This window comes from Aeromonas sp. 5HA1, assembly GCF_029237245.1.
GTDB classification, from domain to species: domain Bacteria; phylum Pseudomonadota; class Gammaproteobacteria; order Enterobacterales; family Aeromonadaceae; genus Aeromonas; species Aeromonas salmonicida.
The window spans coordinates 84,055-109,399 of the sequence record NZ_JAACFW010000018.1 but is presented as its reverse complement, the minus strand read 5'-3'; the positions used below and the strand labels follow the sequence as shown (position 1 = coordinate 109,399).

Annotated in this window: 21 protein-coding genes, 8 tRNA genes and 1 pseudogene; 21 read left to right on the top strand and 9 right to left on the bottom strand. The window is 59.9% G+C overall.

Translation table 11 applies throughout. The features are described from left to right. The 7 genes and pseudogenes from GWQ27_RS16310 to hemA all read right to left on the bottom strand — a co-directional run. Positions 1-229 (bottom strand): annotated as a pseudogene (locus tag GWQ27_RS16310) (IS3 family transposase); the annotation flags it as partial. 118 nt (positions 230-347) lie between these two features. Further along, positions 348-1,202 carry a 3-deoxy-8-phosphooctulonate synthase gene (gene kdsA, locus GWQ27_RS16305; RefSeq protein ID WP_021140059.1) on the bottom strand — a complete coding sequence of 285 codons (855 nt, stop codon included), beginning with the start codon at positions 1,200-1,202 and terminating at the stop codon, positions 348-350. A gap of 155 nt (positions 1,203-1,357) precedes the next feature. Beyond that, entirely contained in the window at positions 1,358-2,158 is an 801-nt protein-coding gene (locus GWQ27_RS16300) for a tetratricopeptide repeat protein (RefSeq protein WP_021140058.1), read from the bottom strand. Between the two features lie 11 nt (positions 2,159-2,169). Then, positions 2,170-2,553, bottom strand: coding sequence for a SirB2 family protein (locus tag GWQ27_RS16295; protein WP_021140057.1), 384 nt, complete (start codon positions 2,551-2,553; stop codon positions 2,170-2,172). Positions 2,554-2,597: 44 nt separating this feature from the next. Further along, on the bottom strand, positions 2,598-3,467 hold the full coding sequence (gene prmC, locus GWQ27_RS16290) for a peptide chain release factor N(5)-glutamine methyltransferase (RefSeq protein ID WP_275907789.1): 870 nt from the start codon (positions 3,465-3,467) through the stop codon (positions 2,598-2,600). 49 nt (positions 3,468-3,516) lie between these two features. Beyond that, positions 3,517-4,605 carry a peptide chain release factor 1 gene (prfA, locus tag GWQ27_RS16285; protein WP_005317010.1) on the bottom strand — a complete coding sequence of 363 codons (1,089 nt, stop codon included), beginning with the start codon at positions 4,603-4,605 and terminating at the stop codon, positions 3,517-3,519. Between the two features lie 53 nt (positions 4,606-4,658). Next, on the bottom strand, positions 4,659-5,915 hold the full coding sequence (gene hemA, locus GWQ27_RS16280; protein WP_005317012.1) for a glutamyl-tRNA reductase: 1,257 nt from the start codon (positions 5,913-5,915) through the stop codon (positions 4,659-4,661). Between the two features lie 120 nt (positions 5,916-6,035). Between hemA and lolB the strand changes: the two genes are divergently transcribed. From lolB to GWQ27_RS16210, 14 genes are all read left to right on the top strand, one after another. Then, entirely contained in the window at positions 6,036-6,620 is a 585-nt protein-coding gene (gene lolB, locus GWQ27_RS16275) for a lipoprotein insertase outer membrane protein LolB (RefSeq protein WP_058393840.1), read from the top strand. Between the two features lie 26 nt (positions 6,621-6,646). Next, a complete protein-coding gene (ispE, locus tag GWQ27_RS16270) occupies positions 6,647-7,516 on the top strand; it encodes a 4-(cytidine 5'-diphospho)-2-C-methyl-D-erythritol kinase (RefSeq protein ID WP_275907787.1) in 870 nt (289 codons plus the stop codon). After that, a tRNA-Gln gene (locus tag GWQ27_RS16265) sits at positions 7,496-7,570 on the top strand. Before ispE ends, GWQ27_RS16265 begins: the two co-directional genes overlap by 21 nt. Before the next feature lie 311 nt (positions 7,571-7,881). Beyond that, a complete protein-coding gene (locus GWQ27_RS16260) occupies positions 7,882-8,829 on the top strand; it encodes a ribose-phosphate pyrophosphokinase (protein ID WP_005317019.1) in 948 nt (315 codons plus the stop codon). 101 nt (positions 8,830-8,930) lie between these two features. Continuing rightward, entirely contained in the window at positions 8,931-10,919 is a 1,989-nt protein-coding gene (locus tag GWQ27_RS16255) for a bifunctional metallophosphatase/5'-nucleotidase (protein WP_275907786.1), read from the top strand. A 196-nt stretch (positions 10,920-11,115) separates the two neighbouring features. Beyond that, complete coding sequence (gene pth / locus GWQ27_RS16250; RefSeq protein WP_021140052.1) at positions 11,116-11,712, top strand: aminoacyl-tRNA hydrolase; 597 nt, start codon at positions 11,116-11,118, stop codon at positions 11,710-11,712. A gap of 171 nt (positions 11,713-11,883) precedes the next feature. Then, positions 11,884-12,975 (top strand): redox-regulated ATPase YchF, encoded by a 1,092-nt coding sequence (gene ychF, locus GWQ27_RS16245; protein ID WP_017412588.1) that lies wholly within the window; start codon positions 11,884-11,886, stop codon positions 12,973-12,975. A 235-nt stretch (positions 12,976-13,210) separates the two neighbouring features. Next, a tRNA-Met gene (locus GWQ27_RS16240) sits at positions 13,211-13,287 on the top strand. Between the two features lie 13 nt (positions 13,288-13,300). Beyond that, positions 13,301-13,375 (top strand) — tRNA-Gln (locus tag GWQ27_RS16235). Positions 13,376-13,415: 40 nt separating this feature from the next. Next, positions 13,416-13,490 (top strand) — tRNA-Gln (locus GWQ27_RS16230). Positions 13,491-13,624: 134 nt separating this feature from the next. Continuing rightward, a tRNA-Met gene (locus GWQ27_RS16225) sits at positions 13,625-13,701 on the top strand. 13 nt (positions 13,702-13,714) lie between these two features. Beyond that, positions 13,715-13,789 (top strand) — tRNA-Gln (locus GWQ27_RS16220). A 134-nt stretch (positions 13,790-13,923) separates the two neighbouring features. After that, positions 13,924-14,000: transfer RNA gene (locus GWQ27_RS16215), tRNA-Met, on the top strand. An 8-nt stretch (positions 14,001-14,008) separates the two neighbouring features. Continuing rightward, positions 14,009-14,093 (top strand) — tRNA-Leu (locus GWQ27_RS16210). A 193-nt stretch (positions 14,094-14,286) separates the two neighbouring features. Here GWQ27_RS16210 and GWQ27_RS16205 read toward each other — a convergent pair. Beyond that, entirely contained in the window at positions 14,287-16,119 is a 1,833-nt protein-coding gene (locus GWQ27_RS16205; RefSeq protein WP_275907785.1) for an SLC13 family permease, read from the bottom strand. 295 nt (positions 16,120-16,414) lie between these two features. Here GWQ27_RS16205 and pnuC point away from each other — a divergent pair, with 295 nt between their 5' ends. From pnuC to GWQ27_RS16170, 7 genes are all read left to right on the top strand, one after another. Further along, positions 16,415-17,137, top strand: coding sequence for a nicotinamide riboside transporter PnuC (gene pnuC / locus GWQ27_RS16200; protein ID WP_275907784.1), 723 nt, complete (start codon positions 16,415-16,417; stop codon positions 17,135-17,137). Next, positions 17,134-17,859, top strand: a complete 726-nt coding sequence (locus GWQ27_RS16195) for a nucleoside phosphorylase (RefSeq protein WP_059168408.1) — start codon at positions 17,134-17,136, stop codon at positions 17,857-17,859. The genes pnuC and GWQ27_RS16195 overlap by 4 nt, the downstream gene beginning before the upstream one ends. Positions 17,860-18,006: 147 nt before the next feature. After that, positions 18,007-18,678 carry a Crp/Fnr family transcriptional regulator gene (locus tag GWQ27_RS16190; protein ID WP_275907783.1) on the top strand — a complete coding sequence of 224 codons (672 nt, stop codon included), beginning with the start codon at positions 18,007-18,009 and terminating at the stop codon, positions 18,676-18,678. 21 nt (positions 18,679-18,699) lie between these two features. Then, complete coding sequence (gene yqfB / locus GWQ27_RS16185) at positions 18,700-19,026, top strand: N(4)-acetylcytidine aminohydrolase (protein WP_275907782.1); 327 nt, start codon at positions 18,700-18,702, stop codon at positions 19,024-19,026. An 87-nt stretch (positions 19,027-19,113) separates the two neighbouring features. Next, complete coding sequence (locus GWQ27_RS16180; RefSeq protein ID WP_275907781.1) at positions 19,114-19,992, top strand: alpha/beta hydrolase; 879 nt, start codon at positions 19,114-19,116, stop codon at positions 19,990-19,992. Between the two features lie 105 nt (positions 19,993-20,097). Next, the gene (locus GWQ27_RS16175) at positions 20,098-20,847 is read left to right on the top strand and encodes a DUF1266 domain-containing protein (RefSeq protein WP_017412610.1); all 750 of its coding nucleotides are present in this window, start codon (positions 20,098-20,100) and stop codon (positions 20,845-20,847) included. A gap of 2 nt (positions 20,848-20,849) precedes the next feature. Then, complete coding sequence (locus tag GWQ27_RS16170) at positions 20,850-23,621, top strand: J domain-containing protein (RefSeq protein WP_275907780.1); 2,772 nt, start codon at positions 20,850-20,852, stop codon at positions 23,619-23,621. Here the strand turns inward: GWQ27_RS16170 and GWQ27_RS16165 are convergent. Then, a complete protein-coding gene (locus GWQ27_RS16165) occupies positions 23,618-25,288 on the bottom strand; it encodes a molecular chaperone HscC (RefSeq protein ID WP_275907779.1) in 1,671 nt (556 codons plus the stop codon). The two genes, GWQ27_RS16170 and GWQ27_RS16165, sit on opposite strands and share 4 nt — an antisense overlap. Positions 25,289-25,345 lie beyond the last annotated feature (57 nt).

The window sequence follows — 25,345 nt, the reverse complement described above, 5'->3', positions numbered from 1 at the left end:
TGTCGGGGTCAGGCATGGTGATGCTCCTGCCGGCGCGCACAGAAGCCCCCTGGCTCCAATCTTGCCGACCATGTTTACGCAACCATACCAGAACGGTGGAGCGGCCCTGAATGCCATAACGCGCCTGGGCCTGTTTGTAGGTGAGCTCGCCTTTTTCAATCTGCTCGACCAGTGCCAGTTTAAAAGTCAGCGAGTAATCGCGCTGTGTCCGTTTCACACCTTGTCCCATCGGGTTCTCCATTTATTGGGGGGAAAGGTGTAAACCATATTCAGGACGGGACACCAGTAACAAAAAGGCCTCGCATCGCGAGGCCTTTTCCATATTTTCTGACTGGCGGGTGCCGCTATCAGGCGGAGGTATCGAGTGGCTCGAAGCCCTTGATAAGATCGTCGATCGCCTTCATCTGCTTGAGGAAGCCTTCCAGCTTGTCCAGCGGCAGGGCACTCGGGCCATCACAACGGGCCACTTTCGGGTCCGGATGGGATTCGATAAACAGACCGGCCAGACCAACCGCCATGCCAGCACGGGCCAGCTCGGTCACCTGATCCCGACGACCACCCGAAGCGGCCCCCAGCGGATCACGGCACTGCAATGAGTGGGTCACGTCGAAGATCACCGGATAGCCGCCCGTGCTCTTCTTCATCACGCCCAGACCCAGCATGTCCACCACCAGGTTGTCATAGCCAAAGTTGGCGCCACGCTCGCACAGGATCAGGCGGTCGTTGCCGCACTCCTCGAACTTGTCGGTGATGTTCTTCATCTGGCTCGGGCTCAGGAACTGCGGCTTCTTGATGTTGATGACGTTGCCAGTGCGGGCCATGGCCTCCACCAAATCGGTCTGGCGCGCCAGGAAGGCGGGCAGCTGAATGACGTCAACCACTTCAGCAACCGGCTTGGCCTGATGCACTTCATGCAGATCGGAAATCACCGGCATGCCGAAGGTCGCCTTGAGCTCCTGGAAGATCTTCATCCCCTCTTCCAGGCCAGGACCCCGGTAGGAGTGGATGGAGGAGCGGTTGGCCTTGTCCCAGCTCGCCTTGAACACAAAGGGGATGCCAAGCTTGCTGGTCACTTCCACGTACTTCTCGCACACCGCCATCGCCATGTCGCGGGATTCCAGCACGTTCATGCCACCGAACAGCACGAACGGTTTGTCGTTGGCTACATCGATGTCATTGATCTTGATATTCTTCTGTTCCATCTCAGGCATCCTTAAAGTGAAGAGGCTGGGGGCTTGCATCCAAGTCGGTCCGTTGCGCCCTGGGCACAGCGGCCTTGATATTCTTCTGTTTCAGTTCCCAGGCATCCTTAAAGTGAAGAGGCTGGGGGGCATAATATTTCAGTTCCCGGGCATCCTTAATGAAGGGGCTTGGGGCTAAGATCAAGCGCGGCCAGTTGTACCTTGAGCACATCGGCCACCGGATCGTCCGGGCATTGTTCAATAAAGTATTCAAAATCGTCGGCGGCGAAACGCGGGCAGTCGAGCTGTTCATAGATGAACCCCCGATCCCGCGTCTCAAGGGGATCGCCCGGCTTCATACGCAGCAGCAGCTCACTGCAACGCAGGGCTTCGGTCATACGATCTTCCCGCAGCAGAGCACCTTTGCTGACGTTGAGCAGCCGTTCGATGATCTCCCACTGGCCCGAGGGTTGCAGGTGTTCAGGGGTCAGGGTGGCCAGATTGCCAAGGGCACCGCGCAGCAACAACTCCATGTGGTGCAGGCTCAACTCGTCACCGGTGAAGGGGTCCACATAAACCTCGCCTTCGCTGCCGGCAAAGCTCACCAGGAAGTGACCGGGGAAGCAGATCCCCTCCACATCCAGCCCGAGCTTGCGGCCCAGCTGTATGATGAGAATGCCGAGGCTAACCGGTATGCCCCGCTTGGTGGCAAGGACCTGGGCGAGATCGGAATTGGCGGCAGAAAAATAATCCTGCCAGTCACCGTGAAAACCCAGGGTCTGGTAGAACCCCTGCAACAGCTGGCGGCGTACCTCGTCACAACTGCCTTCGGCAATCGCTTCGTCCAGCCAGGCATCGAGACGGGCCAGCTCGGCCTCACCGCGGCCACTGATGCCATGGATCTCGTCACTTACCGACAGCGCCAGCTCGGCGATGTCGTGGGCCTCGAAATCGGTCCATTCGTCTACACGTATCATCGTCATCATCCTTAACCGAACAGACTGGCCTGCTTGTATACGGCCAGTTTGGCGATAAAGAAGACCCAACCGATGGCGCCGAGGAAGGCAAACCAGCGGATACCGTTATTGCGAGCCAGTCGCAGTGCCATCATGGCCAAAAACGCCACCACCAGGATGGCGGTCAGCTTCTCACTGAGCCAGGGGGTGCCGTTGTTGAGTGGATTGAGATCCAGCACCATGCACAGCAGCACGCCGGAGAGCACCACCAGCCCGTTCAGCCAGCCGCTCACCTTCATGATCTGGCCGCTGTAGGCACGGCCGGAACCGGTCTGCACCCAGTAAAAACGCAGCATAAACATCAGCACGGCCGAGGCGATCAGCACCAGATGCAGATGCTTGAGAGCAAAATACATAACGTGTCCTTGAACAAAGGCAGGCTCAGGCCCGCCATTCACCATCAATGAGCCAGGCATCCCAGCGTTACCCGCTCGTTATCCCCGTAATCGCGCACGGTTTCCACCCGGCTGAACCCCTGTTGCAGCAGGAGTTGACGCACCGCCTCGCCCTGCTGCCAGCCATGCTCCAGCAAGAGCCAGCCACCAGGACACAGATGAGCAGGCGCACCGGCGACGATGAGGCGGATATCCGCCAGCCCCTGCTCGTCGGCGACCAGGGCTGAACGAGGTTCGAACCTCACGTCCCCTTCATTCAGATGAGGGTCGGCACCGTCTATGTAGGGCGGATTGGAAACAATCATCGCAAAGCGTGGGGCCTGACTCAGGAGCGGATCGCAAAGCGGCTCAAACCAGCTGCCATCGCGTACCGTGATGGGCAAACCCAGCGCGACGCTGTTGTCGCGCGCCAGTGCGGCCGCCTCCGGCATCCGATCCACCGCCCATACATCGGCATCTGGTCGCTCTGACTTGAGCGCCAATGCGATGGCCCCCGTGCCAGTGCCCAGATCCAGCAGGGCGCAGGGCGCCTGATCCTGCGAGGCTGGTCTGGGGGGCAGCCGTGCCAGCGCCTGTTCGACCAGCACCTCGGTATCGGGACGCGGGATCAGGGTAGCCGGGCTCACCTTGAGCGGCAGCGACCAGAACTCCCGTTCCCCTACCAGATGGGCGATGGGCTCGCCAGCCAGCCGACGAGTGAGCCACCCTTGCAGCTTTTCTTGCTGGGCCGCATCCAGCTCGCGCTCCGGCCAGGTCATCAGATAACTGCGCCGGCAATCAAGCAGATGGCAGAGCAGCACGTCGGCGTCGGCGCGGGGAGACTCCCCCCCGGCCAGGGTCGCCATTATGTGGGCGCGGGCCTGCTGGATCTGCATCAACGGCGCGCCATCGCCGTGACGGCGATATCTGCACAAACGGACTGCATCAGCTGTTTTCCGCCAGGGAGGCGAGCTGATCGGCCTGATATTCCTGGATCATGGGGCTGATGATGCAGTCCAGATCCCCCTCCATGATCTCGCCAAGGCGATAGAGGGTGAGGTTGATGCGATGCTCCGAGAGACGTCCCTGCGGGTAGTTGTAGGTGCGGATACGCTCGGAGCGGTCGCCGGAACCCACCAGGTTGCGACGGGTGCTCTGCTCGGCCGCGCGGTGGCGCTCATCCTCTGCCGCCTGCAGACGGGCAGACAGCACGGACATCGCCTTGGCGCGGTTCTTGTGCTGGGAACGCTCATCCTGACACTCCACCACCAGGCCGGTCGGCAGGTGGGTGATGCGGATGGCGGAATCCGTCTTATTGACGTGCTGACCACCGGCCCCGGAGGCGCGGAAGGTATCTATTTTCAGGTCGTTCGCATTGATCTCGATCTGCTCGGCTTCCGGCACTTCCGGCAGCACGGCGACGGTACAGGCGGAGGTGTGTACCCGGCCCTGGGATTCGGTCTCGGGCACCCGCTGCACCCTGTGGCCACCGGATTCAAACTTGAGGCGGCCGTAGACATGCTCGCCATCCACCTTGGCGATCACCTCCTTGTAGCCACCGTGCTCGCCGTCGTTGCAGCTGACGATGGAGATACGCCAGCCCTGACGCTCGGCGTAGCGCGAATACATGCGAAACAGGTCACCGGCAAAAATGGCCGCCTCGTCACCACCGGCACCGGCACGGATCTCCAGGTAGCAGTTGTTGTCATCCTTGGGATCCCGGGGCAGCAGCATCACCTGCAGCGCCTGCTCCTGCTCCTCCAGCGTGCTCTTGGCCAGCGGCAACTCCTCCTGCGCCATCTCGCGCAGGTCGGCATCATCCTCTTCCAGCATCAGCTTGGTGGCTTCCAGGTTCTCTTCGGCCTGGCGGAAGCGCTGGAAGGCATGAACGATATCTTCCAGCTGGGCATATTCCCGGGTCAGGGCGCGGTAGCGATCCTGATCCGAGGCCACCCCGGGCTCGCCGAGCATGGCCTGTACTTCTTCGTGGCGCTCGATGAGGCCTTCCAGCTTTCTGATCAGTGACGGATTCATAAATCTTGTTTTCTCGATGGAGGAAGGGGCCGCCAGCTGGCCACCCCGAACAATTACTCTTGTGGCAATCCCAGCACCTGGCGCAGGCGGGACAACTGATGATGATCCCCCTGGGCCGCCGCCTGGCGCAAGGCCTGGGTCGGTGCGTGGATCAACTTGTTGGTGAGGCGGTGTGCCATGGCCTTGAGGGCCTGTTCGGCATTCTCGCCCTGTTGCAGGGACAGCAAGGCGCGCTGCAACTCCTCATCGGCCACCTGCTGGGCCTGATGACGATAATCGCGGATCAGATCCACCGAATGCTGGCTGCGATACCAGCCCATGAACTCATCGCGCTCTTCCAGCACGATAATCTCCGCCTCGGCGGCGGCCCTTTTACGGGTCTCCAGGTTCTGCTCTATGATGCCCTGCAGGTCATCAACCGTGTAGAGATAGGCATCGGAGAGCTCGTCCACCTCGGCCTCGATATCCCGCGGCACGGCGATATCCACCAGAAACATGGGTTTGAAACGGCGGGCCTTGAGGGCGCGCTCCACCATGCCCTTGCCGATGATGGGCAAGGGGCTGGCGGTGGAGCTGATGACAATGTCAGCCTCGTGCAGGTAATCCGGGATCTCTTCGAGCGTCATCACCTGGGCACCGAACTCTTCGGCCAGCAGTTGAGCCCGCTGCAGGGTGCGATTCGCCACCATCATGCGGGTGACGTTCTGCTCGCGCAGATGGCGGGCCACCAGTTCTATGGTCTCGCCGGCACCGACCAGCAGCACCTTGGTCTGGGAGAGATCGGAGAAGATGCGTCGCCCCAGACTGACGGCGGCAAAGGCCACCGAGACGGCGCTGGCGCCAATCTCGGTATCGGTGCGCACCCGCTTGGCCACGGAGAAGGACTTCTGGAACAGGCGCTCCAGCGAGCCTTTCACCGCTTCGGACTGCTGGGCATGGGCATAGGATTGCTTGATCTGCCCCAAGATCTGCGGCTCACCCAGCACCAGCGAATCCAGGCCGCAGGCCACCCGCATCAGGTGACGCACTGCCTCTTCGTCCTGATGCTGGTAAATGGCGGATACCACTTCGGCCGCATCCAGGCCGTGGAAACGTTGCAGCCAGTGCAGCACCTGCTCTCCCTGCCCCTTTTCCAGGCTGCAGTAAAGCTCGGTGCGGTTGCAGGTCGAGACGATCACCGCCTCGCTTACGCCGGGTTGGGTGACCAGCTCACGCAAGGCGCGATCGATGCAGTCCGGGCCGAACGCGACCCGCTCCCGCAAGGCGACACTGGCGGTGTTGTGGTTGATTCCGAGGGCAAGCAAACTCATGAGTGGGCGACGATCATTTCATACACTGGGTGCAAAGGCTGCCAATTGTACGAGAAAGGGTAAGTCTTTAAAAGCAATACGGCCGCCCCGTATACTGTGGCAAATCCCCTCATCTGGAGCATGACCTTGTTCTTGCGTATTTTCACCTTTGGCTGCCTGCTGTTGCTGGCCGGCTGTACCACCACCCAGCCCCAGCGGGATCAGGTCAACTGGCAGAAAGAGCGGACTCGCCTCGAGCAGCTCAGCCACTGGCAGCTGTCTGGCAAGATGGCCATCATCACAGCCCAGCAGAAGGGCAGCGCCCGGGTCAACTGGCAGCAAAATGGCGACGATTATCGCCTCAACCTAACCAGCCTGATCGGTACCCACATTCTGGAGCTCTCCCGCAGCAAGGGCGAGATCACCCTGATCGACAACGAGGGCAACCCGCACCAAAGCCAGGATGCCGAGGCACTCATCTATCAGCTCACTGGCTGGAACATTCCGGTGCAGGGGCTGCCGGAGTGGATCAAGGGACTGCCGGGCAAGGCCGAATTCGAACTCAATCCCGACAGCAGCCTGGCCAGTGTGCGTGACGGCCAGTGGCAGATTGTCTATGGCGACTACCGAGACCAGGACGGCTATCGCCTGCCCCACCTGCTGACCATGACGGGCCAGGGCAGTCGCCTCAAGTTGCAGATCAACCAATGGACGCTTGCACGCTGATGACTGCGACTGACAAGGAGCCAAGAATGACAGCCATTCGCTGGCCGGCACCGGCCAAACTCAACCTCTTCCTGCACGTCAATGGCCGTCGTCCGGACGGCTATCACGAGCTGCAGACCCTGTTCATCTTTCTGGACCACAGCGACTGGCTCGAATTCGAGCCGCTGCCGGACACAGACCAGCTCACCTTGAGCCCGGCCATTCCCGGCGTGCCCGATGAGCAGAACCTCATCATCCGCGCCGCCCGCCTGCTGCAGGCTAGGCTGCCCAGCCCGCAGGGGGCCCATATCCGGCTGGAGAAGCTGCTGCCCATGGGCGGTGGTATCGGCGGTGGATCCTCGGATGCAGCCACCACGCTCGTGGCGCTCAATCACCTCTGGCAGGCAGGCTTGGGCGAAGATGAACTGGCGGAACTTGGCGTTCAGCTGGGGGCCGATGTGCCGGTGTTTGTGCGCGGACGCGCGGCCTTTGCTGAAGGGGTGGGCGAGCGACTGCAACCGGTCGAATTGCCAGGCGCCTGGTATCTGGTACTCAAGCCCGATTGCCACGTGGCAACGGCCGCCGTGTTCCAGGATCCGGACCTGCCCAGAGCGACCCCGAAAATGGCATTTCACAACTTGCTGGAGGGGGAGTGGAAAAACGATTGCGAATTGCTGGTGAAAAAGCGCCACCCCGAGGTTGCCAATGCGCTCGGCTGGTTGCTAGAATACGCGCCGTCAAGAATGACGGGCACAGGAGCCTGCGTCTTTGCTCAATTTGAAGACGAAAAGGCTGCTCGGGAAGTGTTGGCAAAGGTGCCGGAAAGATGGGATGGGTTTGTCGCCAAGGGCGAGAACATATCACCACTATTCGTGACATTGCAACAAATCAGTGATTGGGGTATCGCCAAGCGGTAAGGCAGCGGGTTTTGATCTCGCCATTCCTAGGTTCGAATCCTAGTACCCCAGCCATTCTCTTTGGTGATTGATACGGGTGCATCGATTGACTGGCCGCAGCGAAACTTGAAAGAGCGCAATCTCGTCAAGCTGGTCTGCCGCCAACAGGGTGCCCCGGGTTAATCGCGAAGAGGTCATCGGCCTCGTTGATGACGGGCTGTCCAAACGCGACAGCCATCCGATTTGAAACATGTAACGATATGCACCTAGCCTGAAAGCGGCCTATAGTGGCCTGACCCGTCAACTTGATAAATCGTTTGCCCCAAAACGATACGGGTCTGAATCAGACTCCCCACATACTGGATGCAACCCCGAGGTTTCAAACCGTGCCTGACATGAAGCTGTTTGCTGGTAACGCAACGCCGGAACTAGCCCAGAAGATCGCAGATCGCCTGTTTATCAAACTCGGCAATGCTGCCGTAGGTCGCTTTAGCGACGGCGAGATCAGCGTACAGATCAATGAGAATGTACGTGGTGGCGATATCTTCATCATTCAATCCACCTGTGCCCCGACCAACGACAATTTGATGGAATTGATCGTCATGGTGGATGCTCTGCGTCGTGCTTCAGCTGGCCGTATCACTGCCGTTATCCCCTACTTTGGTTATGCCCGTCAGGACCGCCGCGTCCGCTCCGCCCGTGTTCCCATCACCGCCAAGGTTGTCGCCGACTTCCTCTCCAGCGTGGGTGTGGACCGTGTGCTGACCGTTGACCTGCATGCCGAACAGATCCAGGGCTTCTTCGACGTCCCGGTCGACAACGTGTTCGGCAGCCCTGTGCTGCTGGAAGACATGAAGTCCAAAAACCTCGAATCCCCTGTCGTCGTATCGCCGGACATCGGTGGTGTGGTGCGCGCTCGTGCCATCGCCAAGCTGCTGGACGATACCGACATCGCCATCATCGACAAACGTCGTCCCCGCCCGAACGTCTCCCAGGTCATGCACCTGATCGGTGACGTCGCCGGCCGCGACTGCATTATCGTCGATGACATGATCGACACCGGCGGCACCCTGTGCAAAGCGGCAGAAGCCCTGAAAGAGCGCGGCGCCAAGCGTGTATTCGCCTACGCCACTCACCCGGTCTTCTCCGGTTCTGCCGTGGAAAACATCAAGAACTCCGTGATCGACGAGCTGATCATCACCGACTCCATCCCGCTCACAGCCGAGATGAAGGCGGTGGACAAGGTCAAGCAGCTGACTCTGTCAACCGTGCTGGCCGAAGCCATTCGTCGTATCAGCAACGAAGAGTCCATCTCTGCCATGTTTGAGCATTGATAGACACTGTTGTGACAAAAACCGCCAACTGGCGGTTTTTGTCTTTCTAGCCCTGTCACACCCGGTATTGCCCTGCCCCACCGCAGGTTAAGGATTGATCCATGAATCGCTTGCGCCCGCTGCTGCTTCTTGCCTGCTGCAGCTTCCTGTTCGCCTGTCAGCCCGCCAAAGAAAACCAGCCTTTCGCACTGACCCTGGCGCACATGAACGACACTCACTCCCAGTTTGACCCGGTCAACGCCGAGCTGAAGGGACCCATCTTTGGCAAGCAGGGGGAAACCGACACCCTCTACACCCGCTTCGGCGGCTATCCGCGCCTGCTCACCATGGTGAAATCCTATCAGGCCGAAGCGCTCGCCAAGAATCAGCCACTGTTGCTGCTGCACGGCGGCGATGCCTGGCAAGGCAGCGGCTACTTCAAACTCAACGAGGGAATGGCCAACGCCGAGCTGCTAAGCCAGTTCGGTCTCGATGCCATGGCGCTGGGCAACCACGAGTTCGATCTCGACAACCAGAAGCTGGCCCGCTTCATCGAGGGGGTCAACTTCCCTCTGCTGGCCGCCAACCTGGACACCCGTGACGATCCGGCGCTGCGCCACGCGACCAACCTCAAGGCGTTCGTGGTTTATGCCTTCGATGGCAACCAGAAGAGTCCGGTTACCGATCTCAACAAGCTGCCCCAGGGCAAGCAACTGGTGGCCGTGATGGGACTGGTGCTGGAGGACATGGCCAATATCTCCCCCAACGTCGGCAAACTGCGTTTTGGCAAGGAGGTTGAATCGGCCCAGAGCACAGTGGACATGCTGCGCAAGAAGGGGATCCATCACGTCATCGCCCTGACCCACATCGGCAATGAGCGGGATCTGGCGCTGGCGTCCAGAGTGAATGGCATCGATGCCATCGTCGGCGGCCACTCCCACAGCCTGCTCGGCGATTTTACCAACATAGGTTGGGGCAAGACCGGCGAATACGCCCAGCTGGTGACCAATCCGGACGGCGTTGGCCTGACCTGCGTGGTGCAGGCTGGCTCCTACGCCCAGGCCATCGGCCTGGCCCGGGTCAGCTTCGACGCCCAGGGCCGGGTCATTGGTTGCAAGGGTCAAAACAAGCTGCTGGCCAGCCGCGACTTCTTCGCCGACCCTGCCCGCCAGCAGGCGCTGGACAAGGCGAGTGGCAAACAGGCAAGCAAGTTTGTCAATGCCCAACCCAACCTGGTGACAGTGGATGAAGACCCGCGCCTGCGTGGCATCATCGACAGTCACTACAAGCCCGCACTGGAGCAGGCCTTTGGCCCCGTTATCGCCACTGTACCGGCACCGCTGCAAAATGCCCGCCGCCCCGGTGACAATGGCAGCGACAGCCACGGCTCAGACGTCGCCCCCCTGGTGGCCGAAGGCCAATACTACTGGGCCAACACCCAGGCGGTGCAGGCCCTGACCGGTGGCCCGGTTCACTTTGCGTTGCTGGCAGTGGGCGGCGTGCGCGCCGACTTGCCCGCAGGAGAATTGCGCGAAGGGGATGCGGCGCTCACCCTGCTGCCATTCAAAAACCAGTTATCCGTGTTGACCCTGAGCGGCGCGGACGTGCGCGCCCTGCTGACCGAGACCATCACGGCCACCCTGCCTGCCAGCGCCCATGCCGGCAAGTTCCCCTACGGCGGCCATCTTCGCTACACCTTCACCGAAACCGAAGCGGGCAAGCGTGGCGACCTGACCCAGCTGCAATGGCAAACGACCGAAGGACAGTGGCAGGACTTGGTCGACAACCAGCGCTATCGAGTGGTGATGAACGCCTACAGCGCCAACGGCAACGACGGCTGGCAGGCGCTGGCCAGCGCCCAGGCCCTGCGGGCCGAGCGACTGGATCTCGCCTGGGTGGATGGCAAGCTGACCGGTTTCCCCATCGAGAAAGTGGAGCAGAACGGCGATCAGTTGAACGCCCGTTATGCCCATGGTCAAACGCTCGATTGCCAGGCCAGGGCCGTCAATTGCGGTACGGATGCGGCTTCCTTCGTGCAATACGTGCGAGAGCAGCGACCGACACTGACGGCACTGAGTGAACCGACCGTCACGCTACTGCGGGCCGAATAAGGCTCCCCCCGGGTAAGACTGACCAGAACGGGCCTCGAAAAGAGGCCCGTTTTGCGGCCATTCGCGACCCGAACCAGGGTTATTCCCTCACGGTTGCCGAGCTTTGGTTGAGTGATCGCCAGTCGGCGGCTAGAATATCGCGTCCCATTGCCTTGGGCGGTCTGCCCATTGCAAGTAGCGAGTGAAGACATCAAGCGTGACAAACCAAATCAAACTGATCGTGGGTCTGGGCAATCCCGGCCCTGAATACGCCAAGACCCGCCACAACGCGGGCGCCTGGTATGTGGAGCAACTGGCTCGCTGGCACAATGTCAGCCTGCGCGAAGAACCCAAGTTCTTCGGCCACACGGCCCGCATTCAGGTGGAAGGGCAGGATGTGCGTCTGCTCATCCCGAACACCTACATGAATCTCTCCGGCAAGGCAGTGGCCGCACTGGCCCGTTTCTACCAGATAGAGCCGGAAGCCATGCTGGTGGCCCACGATGAACTGGACCTGCCCCCCGGCATCGCCAAGTTCAAGCAGGGCGGCGGCCACGGCGGTCACAACGGTCTGAAAGACATCATTGCCAGGATGGGCAATAACAATAATTTCTTCCGGCTGCGTCTCGGGATTGGCCACCCTGGCGCCAAGGAGCTGGTGGCCGGGTTCGTGCTGACCAAGGCCCCGAGCAGCGAACAGAACCTGATCGATGCCGCACTGGATGAATCCTTGCGCGCCACCGACATACTGTTCAAACAAGACATGACCAAGGCCATGAACCGCTTGCACAGCTTCAAGGCCGAGAAAGTCTGAACAAGGTTTGATGGATGACGTCAGGGGTGAATGCCCACCTGCGCCACCGACAGACTGTTCAAACACGCTATGACCAAGGCCATGAACCGCTTGCACAGCGTCAAGGCCGGCAAGTATATAACTGGATGCGCCTGCGTCCCTCACAGCATCTATCAAGTAAGGTAACAATCCATGGGTTTTAAATGCGGTATCGTGGGCCTGCCCAATGTAGGTAAATCCACCCTGTTCAATGCGCTGACCAAGGCCGGCATCGAAGCCGCCAACTTCCCATTCTGCACCATTGAGCCGAACACGGGTGTGGTTCCCATGCCGGATCCCCGTCTCGACCAGCTGGCGGCCATCATCAATCCCCAGCGCGTCGTGCCGACCACCATGGAATTCGTCGACATCGCTGGTCTGGTTGCCGGTGCCTCCAAGGGCGAAGGTCTGGGTAACCAGTTCCTGGCCAATATCCGTGAAACCGAAGCCATCGGCCACGTGGTACGCTGCTTCGATGACGACAACATAGTTCACGTTGCCGGCAAGGTTTCCCCAGCCGACGATATCGAAGTGATCAACACTGAGTTGGCCCTGTCGGATCTGGACGCCTGCGAGCGTGCCATTCATCGCCAGTCCAAGCGCGCCAAGGGCGGTGACAAGGATGCCAAGCTGGAAGTGGAAACCCTGGAGAAGATCCGGGTCGCACTGGAAAACGGTCAGATGATCCGTGGCATGAAGCTGGACAAGGATGAACTGGAGGCCGTGAGCCACCTCAATTTCCTGACCCTCAAGCCCACCATGTACATCGCCAACGTGGCAGAAGACGGTTTTGACAACAACCCCTACCTCGACAAGGTGCGTGAAATCGCCGCCGCCGAGAACGCGGTTGTCGTAGTGGTCTGCTGCGCCATCGAATCGGACATCGCCGAGCTCGATGACGAAGACCGCGCCGAATTCATGGCAGATCTTGGCATCGAAGAGCCGGGCCTGAACCGGGTGATCCGCTCCGGTTACGAGCTGCTCAAGCTGCAGACCTACTTCACCGCCGGGGTGAAAGAAGTGCGTGCCTGGACCATACCGGTTGGCGCCACTGCACCGCAAGCCGCTGGCAAGATCCACACCGACTTTGAAAAAGGCTTTATTCGCGCTCAAACCATCGCCTTCGAAGACTTTATCACCTACAAGGGTGAACAAGGCGCCAAGGAAGCGGGCAAGATGCGCGCAGAAGGGAAAGACTACATCGTCAAAGATGGCGACGTACTGAACTTCCTGTTCAACGTCTAATCCCATGAGAGGCCAGCATTTGCTGGCCTCTTTTCTATCTGTACTTGTCGGGCATCTTCCGGCAAATGTCGTAAAAAAAACCAGATTGTTGGGCTTTTGCACGACAGCGACCAATAACTCGCCAAACGCACCCAAATTCGGTTTTTCTGACAAAAAAAGGGTTGACGCCCCAGAGCCAGATACGCATAATTCGGCCCGCACAGTGACGAGGCAACGACTCACTGGAAGCACGGTTGGCTATGTAGCTCAGTTGGTTAGAGCATCGCACTCATAATGCGAGGGTCACAGGTTCGAATCCCGTCATAGCCACCACTATTTCTGAAGTTGGGGTATCGCCAAGCGGTAAGGCAGCGGGTTTTGATCTCGCCATTCCTAGGTTCGAATCCTAGTACCCCAGCCATTTTTAAAGGTGTTTGATAGTCTTTGTCAGACATCACTGTTGGGGTATCGCCAAGCGGTAAGGCAGCGGGTTTTGATCTCGCCATTCCTAGGTTCGAATCCTAGTACCCCAGCCATTTTTACACGTCATCGACTTGTCGATGATTTGCTGTGGTAAACGTGAGGGATTTTTATCTCGTCAACGTGCCTAGGTCCAACCCCTAGTACCCAGCCATTTTTACTTGTATTTGACTCGCGTCGAGCACAAGACGGCTATGTAGCTCAGTTGGTTAGAGCATCGCACTCATAATGCGAGGGTCACAGGTTCGAATCCCGTCATAGCCACCATTAATTTTTCTGTTGGGGTATCGCCAAGCGGTAAGGCAGCGGGTTTTGATCTCGCCATTCCTAGGTTCGAATCCTAGTACCCCAGCCATTTTTACCCGTCATCGACCTGTCGATGATTTGCTGTGGTAAGCGTGAGAGACTTTGATCTCGTCAACGTGCCTAGGTCCAAACCCTAGTACCCAGCCATTATTACTTGTATTTGACTCGCGTCGAGCACAAGACGGCTATGTAGCTCAGTTGGTTAGAGCATCGCACTCATAATGCGAGGGTCACAGGTTCGAATCCCGTCATAGCCACCATTAATACTGCGGAAGTGGCGAAATTGGTAGACGCACCAGATTTAGGTTCTGGCGCCGCAAGGTGTGAGAGTTCGAGTCTCTCCTTCCGCACCATTAATAGCAGTACCAAACAAACCAGCTCATGCTGGTTTTTTTGTACCTGTTTTTCACCAGGCAGCCTCTTGTCATCCCTTGCCCAGCTCACACCACAGCCCTGCTCAACCGCGGTTGCCCCTCCCTGTAATCGCGACAGCCCAATAAAAAGCGGCTCGCAGGCCGCTTGTCTCTTTTCCCTGATAACCACAGGTCAGAACGGGAAGAACCAGGGGATGGCGATGACGCTCACCACCATCACCAACAGGGTGAAGGGCACGCCAATGCGCACGAAATCCATGAATTTGTAATTACCAGGCCCGAGCACCAGGGTATTGACCGGCGACGAGACTGGCGTCATGAAGGCCGCCGAGGCCGCGATGGCAATGGTCATGGCAAATGGATAGGGTGACACGCCCATCTGCTGGGCCGTGCCGAGCGCTATGGGCGCCATCAGTACTGCCGTGGCAGTGTTGGAAATAAACAGCCCAATCAGGGCGCACAGGGCAAACAGGCTGGCCAGCATCACCCGTGGGCCCATCTCACCTACGGCTGCAATCAGACCACCGACAATCAGGTCCACCCCGCCGGTCTTCTGCAGCGCCAGGGCAAAGGGCAGCATGCCAACGATGAGGATCAGGGTTGGCCAGTGGATGGCCTTGTAGGCGCTCTCCATGTCGATGCAGCGAAATTGTCCCATCAGCAGGCAGGCAATCAAGGCCGCTACGACGTTGGGCACGGGATCCGTTACCATCAGCACCACCATGACCCCGAGACAGATCAGGGCGTGGATGGCCTGACTACGGGCTGGCGCCATCTCGTCCACCTCGGCGGGCAGCCCAAGCAGCAGGAAGTCACGGTTATGGGTGTGCAGCAAGCGGATCAGGCTCCAGTTCCCCACCACCAGCAGGCTGTCCCCCATCAGCAGGGGATCGTCCACCAGCTTGCCGGTCAGCGCCTCGCCGTTGCGGCGGATCCCGACCACGCTCAGACCATAGTGGGAGCGAAACGCCACCTCACGAATGCTTTTGCCCAGCAGGCGAGAGCCGGGAATGAGCGATACCTCGGCCATGCCGACCTCCCGCGCCTGATCGGAGAAATATTCACCGCGCAGTATCATGGGTTCGAGCCGAGCCTCGCTGCAAAACTCGCGAATATCCACCTCGGGATCGGACATGTCGATCAGCAGCACATCCCTGGCCTGAAACTCGGTAACGCCGGAGACGGTGACCATTACCCGCCGGAACTTGCGCCAGCGCTCCACCCCTATGACGTTGGCACCGTAACGGGCGCGCAGTTGCAACTCGTCCAGCGTGTGGCCAATCAGGGGGGAATCCGGGCGCAATGCCAGGCGGCGAGCCCGCCCGGTCAGGCGGTAATCACGGATGAGCTCCCGCATGGTACTGCGTCCTGCCGGCTTGCCTTTGCCCTCCTCCCCTTCACGCACCAAGGAGCCCCGCATCAGCAGCATGTAGAGGATCCCCATCGCCAGCACTATGACCCCCATGGGAGAGAAGTCGAAGAAGCCGAAACCGGGCATGTCGTGGCGCATCAGCTCACTGTTGACCACCATGTTGGGCGGGGTCGCCACCAGCGTCATCATGCCACTGATGAGGCCGGCAAAGGCGAGTGGCATCATCAGCCTGCCCGCCGGTATCCCCATGCGGTTCGCCACGCTCAGCACGACCGGGATGAAGATGGCCACCACCCCTGTGCTGCTCATCACGGCCCCCAGCAGGGAGACAGCCACCATCAACAGCACCAGCATGCGGATCTCGCTGCTGCCCGCCACCTTCACCAGCATATCCCCCACCTGATAGGCGATGCCGGTACGGACCAGCCCCTCCCCCACCACGAACAGGGCGGCGATCAGAATGACGTTGGGATCGCTGAACCCCGCCAGCGCCTCCGGCAGTGTCAGGGTGCCGCTCAGCACAAACAGTATGATGATCAACAGGGCAACCACGTCCATGCGTACCTTGTTGGTCATAAACAGATAGATGGCCCCCACCAGCATGCAGAGGACCCAGATCAGTTCGGCATTCACACTCGCTCCTTTCGTTCATCTCCGCCATTGCACCAGGGTGCAACCACGGACTCCATCAGACCACAGCTTATTCTGCCCCGATTTGTTACATATCAATAAAGGGGAGGAGCATCATCGCATATCCCGCCCCCCACACGATTCGTAAAAGGGTGCGCCGTCGTCACACTTCTTTGACCCATTCTTTGATGTGGCTCAGGCCGGGGCGGACAAAAGTCCTGCGGCCGACACCGCGCAGCCCCTAGAATAGGCCCGTTCCGATCACCTCCCTTTTTTCAAATTTTCAAAGGAAACGAAAATGAGCATATTCGAGTGGTTCAGCATCAATCACACCCTGGTGACCATACCGCTGGGCGGCGGTTACGCCATGTCGTGGATTGAAGCCATCGGCACCCTGTTTGGCCTGGCCTGCATCTGGTTTGCCAGTCAGGAGAAAACCATCAACTACCTGTTCGGCCTTATCAACGTCAGTCTGTTTGCCATCATCTTCTTCCAGATCCAGCTCTACGGCCTGCTGATGCTGCAGCTCTTTTTCTTCTGTGCCAACCTCTACGGCTGGTACGCCTGGACTCGGCCCGCCAACGATCAGGGGGACACACTGCAAGTCCGCTGGCTGAGCAAGTCCAAGCTGATGATGACCGCTGCCCTGAGCGTGCTGGCCATTGCCCTGCTGACCCGCTATATCGACCCTGTGTTCGCCGCGCTGGCGCGCACTTCCGTCTCACTGCTCAACCTGCTGGGCGCTAATCTCGCAACCCCTGAGCCCTCCCCCGATGCCTTCCCGTTCTGGGATGCCAGCATGACGGTGCTCTCCGTGGTCGCCCAGATCCTGATGACCCGCAAATACGTGGAGAACTGGATCCTCTGGGTTGTCATCAACATCATCAGCATCGGCGTCTATGCCGCCCAGGGCGTCTATGCCATGTCGCTGGAGTACCTGATCCTGCTGTTTATTGCCGCCAACGGTACCCGCCTCTGGATGCTTGCGGCCAAACGCCAACGGCAGGAAGTGATCGCATGAGCCTGCTGCCCCACCTGCAATGCCGCCCGGATCAGATTGCCGAGCGGGTGGTTTTGTGCGGCGACCCGGCCCGGGTCGATCGCATCGCAAACCAGCTGGCGTCGTGTGACGTACTGGGCCAGCACCGGGAGTTTCGCCTGATCAACGGCCGTTATCAGGGGCTGCCAATCACAGTCTGCAGCACAGGCATAGGCGGCGCGTCGGCCATCATAGCGCTGGAGGAGCTGGTGCAAGCCGGCGCCCGAGCACTGGTCAGGGTCGGCTCGGCGGGGGCCTTGCAACATGAGATAGCACTGGGAGATCTCATCGTGGTGGAAGGGGCCGTGCGCCACGATGGCGCCTCACAAGCCTATCTGCCCCCCGAGTACCCTGCCTGCGCCGACATTCGCCTGCAGGCAGCCCTGCTCGACCACATCGCCGCCAGCGGCCTGCCCCATTGGCACGGTCTGGTGCGATCCCACGACAGCTTCTACCGGGATGACGAGCTGGCGGTGTGCCGCTACTGGCACGAGCGCGGCCTGCTGGGGGCCGACATGGAGACAGCCTCCCTGCTCACAGTGGGTCGCCTGCGCAAGGTGCGGGTCGCCGCCGTGCTCTGCAACGTGGTGGCATTCGAGCAGGACGTGCAGCAGGGCGTGGGTGACTACGCCAGCGCCGAGCAGGCCATGATGACCGGCGAGCGACTGGCCATCGCCGCCGCGCTCCATGCCCTGGTGCAGTAAGCCAGGCTCATCCTGACCCCTTCAGGGGCTGGCACCGCAGCGGCCCCTGACAAAACGTTAAGCCCGGCACATTCAATGGCACGGGCGCTGGTATCCGGCCCGCGCTCTTGCTAGCCTCATGGCCCTCGTTTCCCCCGCGGGCTTCTCATGCAGCAACAACCCTATCCTCTCGGCCGCTTTCACGCCGAACTCAGCCAGCAAGAACCCGAATTTGCCAAGGTACTCGAGGAGTGCAGCCTGTTCCTGCGCCGCTACCTGCCGGGCGAACCCATCATGCGGCAGGGGGAGCAGAGCGAATGCCTCTATCTGGTGGAGACGGGCCGGGTCTCCCTCAACAGCACTGTGCACTCGGGGCGCATCTTTCAACTCGGTGAAATAGCCTGCCACAACCAGATCTTCGGCGAGATGGAGTTCTTCAGTGCCACCCCGGTGCAGTGGAGCGTGGTGGCCGAGACCGAGCTGGATGCCAGCGTCATCTGTGCGCACAAGCTGGCCCAGCGGCTGCTGGCAGAACCCGGCCTGGTACTCTTCTTCGCCGCGGCCCTGGCCAGTGATTATCTCGATACCCTGGACATCACCACCAGCCGCTTGCTGCATCCCATCGCCTACAACATTGCTTATGAGCTATGGCGCGAGCGCCAGCGCACTCCCATGCTGGGTTCGCGCAAGCGGGCTCATGAAGCGGCGCGCTTTGGCACCACGGAGCGGGTCTATCGCCGCGCCCTCAAGGAGCTGGTCGGGCAGGGAATCGTGTGCGAAGGCGCTGACGGCCTCACCATCGCCGATCTCGCCAAACTGCGCGCCTACCTCAACCTTTAACTGCTATCAAAGAGACATCCCATGCATTCCCAATCCTACCCAGAGTTCACCTTCTTCAGCCGCTTCGTGACCGATATTCAGGCGGGCCGCAAGACCATCACCATTCGCGACGAGAGCGAAGCCCGGTGGCAACCGGGCCAGCGACTGGCACTCTTTACCAACCCCGAGCACCAGCCGTTCGGCACCATTGAGGTACTGTCGGTCACGTCGGTCGCCTTCGATGCCCTCAACGACGAACACGCCCGCCAGGAGAACATGACCCTGGCGGAGCTAAAACAGGTGATCCGGGATATCTACCCTGACCTGCCGCCACTCTATGTCATTGAATTCGTGCTGATTGAAGCCTGATTTTGTGAGCTGCCTCAGTTAACGCCGGTTGCGCTCTCTGGCTAAAAGCGCACAGTGACTGTTTTTATATACAGTTATTGGTGCGTTATGGAAACACAACTTGAACCGGCCATTGCGGCCATGGTGGCGGATTTCATTGCAGCAGGCCGCCCCAAGGCGAGCAGCCTGAGCTGGCAGGCGCGACGTGAAGGCTATCTTGCTTCGGCCGTATTGGGCGGTGAACGGGAAGAGGTTGGCTCTGTCGAAAAGTGGCAAAACGACCATTATTCCGTTCTCCTCTATCAACCAGCGCCAACCTCAAGCACAAGCCGTCCGGCCCTAATCTACTTTCATGGCGGCCGCTTTGTCAGCGGCGAGTTCGACACCCACGACCGCCAAATGCGGATGCTGTGCAATCGCACCGGTGCACTGGTGTTTGCGGTACATACCCGCCTTGCACCTGAACACACCTATCCTGCCGCCCATGACGATACACTGGCAGCCACGCTCGCCATCATAGCCGATGTGGAGAAATGGCATGGCGATCCGGCGCGGATTGTCCTTGCTGGCGACAGTGCCGGCGGCCACCTCGCCCTGATCACCACCTTGCGACTCAAGGAGCAAGGTGCCCCCTTGCCAGCCGCCCAGCTGCTCATCTATCCAATGCTCGATGCTGTGAGCGAAAGTGACAGCTATCGCCTGCTGGGGGATGACTACCTAGTCACCCGCGACATGCTGCTAAGCGGATTTCACGCCTATATGGGAGAGCTGCCCGCCACTCACCCCGAAGCCAGCCCGCTCCACCATCCCGCCCTGTCAGGATTGCCGCCGACCCATATCGTAACGGCAGAATATGATCCGCTGCGCGATGAGGGGGAAGCGCTCTATCGCAAACTGCTGCAAGCCGGTGTCACGGCTATCTGTCAGCGGCAACAGGGGGTTATACACGGCTTCTTCCAACTGGCCGGAGGCACGTCAGCTCATTGACCGACTATCCGGCTGGTTGCGCAACCAGTAACAGAGGATCAATTGCATCCATTTTCGCACACCTTTATAGTTACCAGCTGACTCAAATGCCCCCCGGTGAAACCCATGTTAGATAGTACCAATCTTGCCCCATACGAACGATGGTGGCTGACCCTAACCTCGCCGCAAATCGCCTTCCAGACCGAGTGGCGCGAGTATCTAAAACCCACCTCACTGCGGGATGGCCTGGATGATAGGAGTACCCTCGCCGACGACTGGGGCATAGAGAACCGCGTCGATCTGCACATGCAGGTACGTGAGCTGGCCTTCGGCCAATGCCATGGCCACCTCATGCTTGAGGACTACGGCGCCTTTCACTGCCTGCCACCGAGCCAGTGGCAAGCCATGTGTGAGCGTGCAACCTCGCCGAGTCACCGCGCCTCTCTCGATTTTGTGGCTCGCACCGCCCCCTATATCGGCCCCCATGGTGTGCAGGCATGGGACTATGGGCGCGCCTCGTACCTCACCCGGGAGGGGCTGCGCTTTGGCTGGGTCAGCGAGGAGGAGTTCTGCTTCATCCACAACCATCTCGCCCACCAGGCTCGTCGGCGTTACCACTCTTGGGAACAGTACACCCAGGCCTGGTATGCCGGTCGCTGCCTCTGGAAGTTCAGCCATGAAGAGGGAGATCCGGAGCAGGCCGCTCATGCGTTGCTGCACGGCTGGATCGCTAAGCTGATGCGATCTATGTTGACGGACGCCCTCAAAGACCCCGACAACCCGATCCACGGGCAGAGCTGGTATGAGGTGCCACTGCCTGACGTCGCACAACCGCAAAGCCTCATCGACCTCTTCAACAGTGAGCAGCAGGAATAAACATGGATATCTGGCAACGACTCGGGATCCAAGAGACCGACGATCTGGTCGCCATCAAGCGCGCCTACCACCTCAAGCTGCGTGACTGCCACCCGGAGGATGACCCGGAGGGATTTCGCCTGTTGCGTGAGGCTTATGAGGCCGCCAGCCGGCCACGCCCCGCCATGCGTGATGCCGCAGAGCAAGCGGGTGGCTTGGCCCGCCCGGCCGAGGCCCCAGAACTGGCCGCACTGCTGGCACTGCTCGGGGACGCCAAACGGCGCTTTGTCGCCAGCGAGTGGGATCTCTGGCAAGCATCATTGCAACCGCTCTCGCTGGTGCAGCAGAGCCAACTCTCGGACGAAGTACTTAAGCGCATCTTCGCGTGGCACTGGCTGCCGGGGCCACTCATCGAGCGCCTGTGGCAGGCACTCGACTGGGCCGCGCTGCTGCGCCGTAGTGGCGATCTGCAACGGCAAGGGGAATATCTCGACAGTTGGCGCCAGGCGCCGCTGCCGGCGCCGCTGGCGTGGCTCGCGACCCTGGATCATGCGCGCCAGCGCGCCGTGCTCTCCTTCTATCAGCCCCTGCTCCTATCGCTCGAGGCCGGCGATCGCAACAACGTGTTGGGGCTGCTCTATCACTACCCCCAGCACATGGTCGGCGATCACCCTGATCTGCTGCGCCTGCAACTGCGAGCCCTGCGCGCCGCCGGTAACGACGGCAATACCAGTTATCGCCTCTCACTCGCGCTCACCCTGCTGGAGCAGGATTCACTGAGTGAAGACGACTGGCACCTACTCTCCGACGCAGCCCTGCTCTGTGGCAAGGAGCAGTTGGTGATGCAGATCGCCGAGGCGCTGGCAGAGCGGGAATACGAGGCGCTGCTCGCCAACCACCTTATCCAGTGGCATCTGGGCAGCGATCAGACGCTGGCCCGCTGGTTACAGGCCTTTGCCATCGCCAGCGACTGGTCCACCGCACGCAGTGCCTTTTGGGAGCCCCAGTGGCTGATGCTGCCCTGGCAGCAGCCCGACCCCATGGAGGAGTGGTTGCATGATCTGATGCTGAAACTGGACCAGGCCCCCCAGACAATACTGGTACTCGAGTCCATTCCTGGGCTTAGGGGCGCACTGGCCCGACTCTGGTGGCACAGCGAATATGGCACCTGGCAGGCACTGGAGGCGGCTCTGACACAGCCCGAGCTGTCCGAGGCCGAGGGTGGCTGGCGGTATCTCACACACCTGCTACAACACCACGCTCGCCGCAAACTGGCCGAACGGCCAGAACTACCCCAGCTTGACGCACTGCTTGACAGCTATGGCAGCGATGACTGGCTGAGTATCGCGCCTCCCAGTGCCGAGCAGATTGCCTGCGCCACGCCGCAACAGTGGCTCGAGTGCCTGCGCCGCTATCCGCTGATACCGGACGCCTGGTTCCAGGCCATCGCTCAGCGTGCCGACGAGGAAGAGTGGCAAGACGACATGGTTAAGGGAACACATCTGGGAGCTTATCTCTCACACCATCGTCTTTACAGCGACACACGCCTTGGCGATGCCTGGCACGGCGAAAGCTGGCCCGGTTGTTTCCGCTGGGCACAGTTTTATTACGCCTACGCCTGGACACCGACACAGCATCTCGCTGCACTGCGCAACGCCATGGGCGTGCTCCCCCCCAGCCAGGATGACACCCCGCTCACCACCGTACTGCGTCTCTCGGCACAGCCCACTATCTATCAGGCGGCCATCACCACGGCATGCGCCCGCTGGCCAGAGCAATACGTGCTGTCAGTGACCCTGAGCAATCAGACCGCTCTGCTGCGCAATTCGGAGGTGAGCGATCAGTCGCTGCTAGACAGAGCCAGGGCCCATGAATTGCCTGCGCTCGCAGCCCTGATTGGCCGGCGCCTCGATAACGAGCCGGATCTCGCCAGTAACATAGTGCTGTGGAACCTGCTGCTCTGCCACCCGGAGAGCAACGCGGCCTATAGCTACCTGCTGAGCCCGCTACGCAGACGAATGGAGGCCATCAGAAAGGAGTGGAATCTGGATTTGACAAACTATCCGTATAACATGGAGTCCCTCATATACGGATACCTGATTCAGGACACCGACACGATAACCGCGCCCACGATTCTGGAGCAGCATCTTCCTTGTGAGAATGCCGCCACCTTTGTCCATCCCAGTTGCTATTGCATCGGGCTATTGACCCATGATGTGAATCGAAGCGGTTTTAACAGCCGACTCATCCAGCCGCTGCTAAGGGATCAGGAATTGCTCACCCCCCACCAGCGAGAGGCGGCGAGCCTCACGCTCGGTTACCTCGAAGACAAGCTCAATCAACAGCTTGCACATGACAGAGCTCATGACCGCTCACGCTTTAAACAGCTGGGTAAGGGCGCACTCTTGTTCACCATGCTCATCGGCTTGCTGCAACTCTTCATGGTCTTCCCGTTGAGCGACCACCCCTTCTCCATACTGGGTGATCCCTACATGGCCTGGAAGACGGAGCGTGGCAGTCTGCTCTCCCTCTGTAGCGTCTTATTCTTGAACGTCTATCTCATCTATCAGGTAACGCGAGGCACCAAACGGCGGCCCGTGTTACAGCTCTATTGGCCATGGAGCGCAATGTGGTTTTCGATTCTGTTTCTCTCCAATTCGGCGTTTTGGGGACTGCCCATCTGGTTGGGGCATCTACTTGCCATATCAGGCGTCAAAGCGGGAGAGCTGCGCCACGGGTGGCCCAAGGCATTCTATGCCAAGGGCCGCATGTCGCTTGAGGAGATTATTGGCTAGTGCCACTGCTTGAGCAGGGCGTTCATCTCTTCGCGAAATGAGCGGATAAGCTGCGGGTCCTGGCCAGCCAGGACCCGTTCAAATTGCAGCAGCCACTGCTCTATCTGACGCCGCTCATTTCCTGTACTCTCTTCATAAAGCTGCTCCAGTCGCTCGCTCAGGGTCAGATTGGGCAGCGCATCGCGCGGATGGTGCTTGAGACGGGCCAGACGCTCGCGGCTCTCGCGCTTTCTCTCTTCAGTCACACCTGCCGGGCTTCTATCGATCACCTTCTGAAACAGCTCGCTGGTGCTTACCAGCGTCACGTCCACCTCCAGCATGCCATTGATGTCGTAGCTAAAGCGCACATCTACCTCCTGAATGCCCTTGCCGGTCGGCAGCGGGATCTCGAGGTTATCAACATGCAAGTTGTCCCGTACCCAGAAGCGCTCTCCCTGATAGATGCTGATAGACACAGCCTTCTGCTGTTCGTGACCACTGCGGTAACGCTCTACGCGTGAAGCCGGCACCACGGTATTGCGCTCCAGGATGGGGCTGAAGATACCGTGCTGATCTCCTTGGCTGACCTCGATGCCCAGCGTAAAAGGACAGACGTCTGTCATGATAAGCTCTTCCACCGCGCTATCGCGTAGGCGGCAGGCGGCCTGGATGGCTGCCCCTATAGCCACCACCCTATCAGGATCCAGATCGTGACGGCCAAAACGGCCGAGCAAGCGTACTGCCGTTTGCTGAACCTCGCTCTGGCGGCTCGCCCCGCCGACGAAGATCAGCTCATCAACCTCCTCGGGGTGCAGGCGCGCATCGGAGAGCGCCTGGCTCAGCGGTTTGCGCAGCCGGTTGAGGGTTTCGCGCCAGATGCCAGCCAGCTCAATTTCGGAAAAACGCAGTGTGCGGTTCCACTCGCCACCAAGCTCGACCTCCAAGCAGCTACCACTGCGATGGCGCTTTGCCCGCTCGCTGGCCAAATAAACCTGCCCAAGCTGCGAGAGTGGCATATCGCTGCGATCTGTGCCGAGTTGATCGAGCACAGCGTCGACCAGATCCTGAGTGAAGTCCTCGCCGCCAAGCCGGTTGTCACCTGCCGAGGCTCGCACCTCCATGATACCGTCCTGGTACTCCACCACGGTCACATCGAAGGTGCCACCGCCCAGATCGAACACGAGAAAGCGGCGGCTATGCTGCTCGTGCAGACTGTAGGCCATAGCGGCTGCCGTCGGTTCGTTGATGAGACGCACCGCATCGAGCCCCGCCAAATCGGCCGCTAGGCGCACCTGCTTGCGCTGCTGATCGCCAAAGTAGGCAGGTACCGAGATCACCACCTCATACACCTCGTGGCCAAGCCACACCTCGGCATCAGCCTTCAGGCTACCCAACACCAGTGCGCAGAGTTCAGTCGGGGTATACTGCTCCTTGCCAAGCCTGTAACGCCGCTCACTGCCAAGAAAACGCTTGAAGTGGGAGGCGGTATTGGATGGATCCGTTAGCAGGCGGGTGGCAGCTGCCTGACCCACCAACAAGGTATTGTCATCACCAATGCAGACTATCGATGGTGTCAGATCCTGGCCATGCGCATTGGGAATGAGATGGGCCTTGCCATCCTGCCATACGGCAATCGCACTGTTGGTGGTCCCCAGATCGATACCAATAGCTGGCCTCAGCGTCTCCATTATGAGAATGCCTCTTAACTGTTTAAGTCCATGAAAGAGCAAGAATTGTGCTTCCCA